This window comes from Streptococcus agalactiae ATCC 13813 (assembly GCF_000186445.1).
GTDB classification, from domain to species: domain Bacteria; phylum Bacillota; class Bacilli; order Lactobacillales; family Streptococcaceae; genus Streptococcus; species Streptococcus agalactiae.
The window spans coordinates 1,331,228-1,333,133 of sequence record NZ_GL636070.1; the positions used below are offsets into that span (position 1 = coordinate 1,331,228).

Here is a 1,906-nt window from a genome sequence, read left to right on the forward strand (position 1 = left end):
GAAATAAACACAAACCATTGTGTTTATTTTGCTTCATTTAAGATGCTAGCCACTTTGGTATTGATTAAATCAATAGCGACAATATTACTTACTCCTTCTGGAATTACAATATCCGCATAACGCTTTGTTGGTTCGATAAATTGATGATACATAGGTTTTACAACTTCTGTATACTGTTCAATAATACTATCTAAACTTCTATCGCGCTCTTCCATATCACGCTTAATACGACGAATAATACGAATATCATCATCTGTATCAACAAATAATTTGATATCCATTAAATCACGCAAACGCTGATCTTCTAATACCAAAATTCCCTCAACAATAATGACATCCTGGGGTTCTTGGCGGATAGTTCTATCACTACGGGTATGTTTTGTGTAATCATAAACCGGAATATCGACCGGACGTCCCTCAATCAATTCGTTCAATTGCTCAATCATCAAATTGGTATCAAAAGCAAGGGGATGATCATAATTGGTTTTTACACGTTCTTCAAAAGTCAAATGACTTTGATCTTTATAGTAAGAATCATGTTCAATCATGGTAATTTTTTGATCTGGGAAATTTGATAAAATCGCCCGAGAAACACTGGTTTTACCACCACCAGATCCACCTGTAACACCAATAATAATAGGTTTTTTACGCATTTGTCACTCCAAATTAAATTTATCCTCTATCTATTGTACTATAAACTTATTTTTTTTAAAGTCTAAATTTTATTGAAAACGCTCTAAAAATAAAAAGCATGTTATAATAACAATGATAATATATAAAATAACAAGAGGATTCTTATGATAACAAAATTTCCAGACCAATGGCAGGATAAATTAACCCAGCGTCAATTTGATGATCTAACAGATATTCAAAATAAACTTTTTCAACCTATTACTGATGGTGATAATATCCTTGGAATTAGCCCTACAGGTACTGGTAAAACTCTAGCATACCTTTTCCCAACGCTTCTTAAGTTGCAACCTAAAAAGAGCCAACAACTCTTAATTTTAGCTCCAAATTCAGAATTAGCTGGACAAATCTTCGACGTTACAAAAGAATGGGCTGAACCATTAGGACTGACAGCACAACTATTCCTTTCAGGGTCTAGTCAAAAACGCCAAATTGAGCGACTAAAAAAAGGACCAGAAATCCTTATAGGAACTGCTGGACGCGTATTTGAACTTGTGAAACTAAAAAAAATAAAAATGATGAACATTAATACTATCGTCCTTGATGAGTTCGATGAATTACTCGGCGACTCACAATATCATTTTGTGGACAATATTATTAATCGCGTTCCTCGTGATCAGCAAATGATTTACATTAGTGCCACCAACAAACTGGACAATAGTAAACTTGCCGATAACACTATAACAATTGACCTATCTTATCAAAAACTTGATACTATAAAACATTATTATATTACAGTTGATAAAAGAGAGCGTACTGACTTACTTCGTAAATTTTCAAATATTCCTGATTTTAGAGGTCTTGTCTTTTTTAACAGCTTATCAGACTTAGGTGCATGTGAAGAACGTTTACAATTTAATAGGGCCTCGGCAGTTTCTTTAGCAAGCGATATTAATATTAAATTCCGTAAAGTTATCTTAGAGAAATTTAAAAACCATGATATTTCATTACTCCTAGGAACCGATTTGGTAGCTCGTGGCATTGATATCGACAACCTAGAATATGTGATTAATTTTGATATCGCACGCGACAAAGAAACATACACACATCGTTCTGGACGAACTGGTCGTATGGGGAAAGAGGGGTGTGTTATTACATTTGTAACACATAAAGAAGAGCTCAAACAACTTAAAAAATACGCCACCGTTGCAGAACTTGTACTTCACAATCAAAAATTACATTTAAAATAAAAAAGAAACAAGTAACTTGTTTCTTT

At 33.4% G+C, this 1,906-nt stretch carries 2 protein-coding genes; one reads left to right on the top strand and one right to left on the bottom strand.

Going from position 1 to position 1,906, the window contains the following annotated elements; all coding sequences use genetic code 11:
- Positions 1-23 precede the first annotated feature (23 nt).
- Positions 24-653, bottom strand: a complete 630-nt coding sequence (udk, locus tag HMPREF9171_RS106925) for a uridine kinase (RefSeq protein ID WP_001227823.1) — start codon at positions 651-653, stop codon at positions 24-26.
- Positions 654-797: 144 nt separating this feature from the next.
- Between udk and HMPREF9171_RS106920 the strand changes: the two genes are divergently transcribed.
- Complete coding sequence (locus HMPREF9171_RS106920) at positions 798-1,880, top strand: DEAD/DEAH box helicase (protein WP_000628862.1); 1,083 nt, start codon at positions 798-800, stop codon at positions 1,878-1,880.
- Positions 1,881-1,906 lie beyond the last annotated feature (26 nt).

What these genes read in the sequence shown, in the direction of transcription:
- HMPREF9171_RS106920 (WP_000628862.1), top strand. Translation starts at nt 798, where the DNA reads ATGATAACAAAATTTCCAGACCAATGGCAGGATAAATTAACCCAGCGT.
- udk (WP_001227823.1), bottom strand. Translation starts at nt 653, where the DNA reads ATGCGTAAAAAACCTATTATTATTGGTGTTACAGGTGGATCTGGTGGT.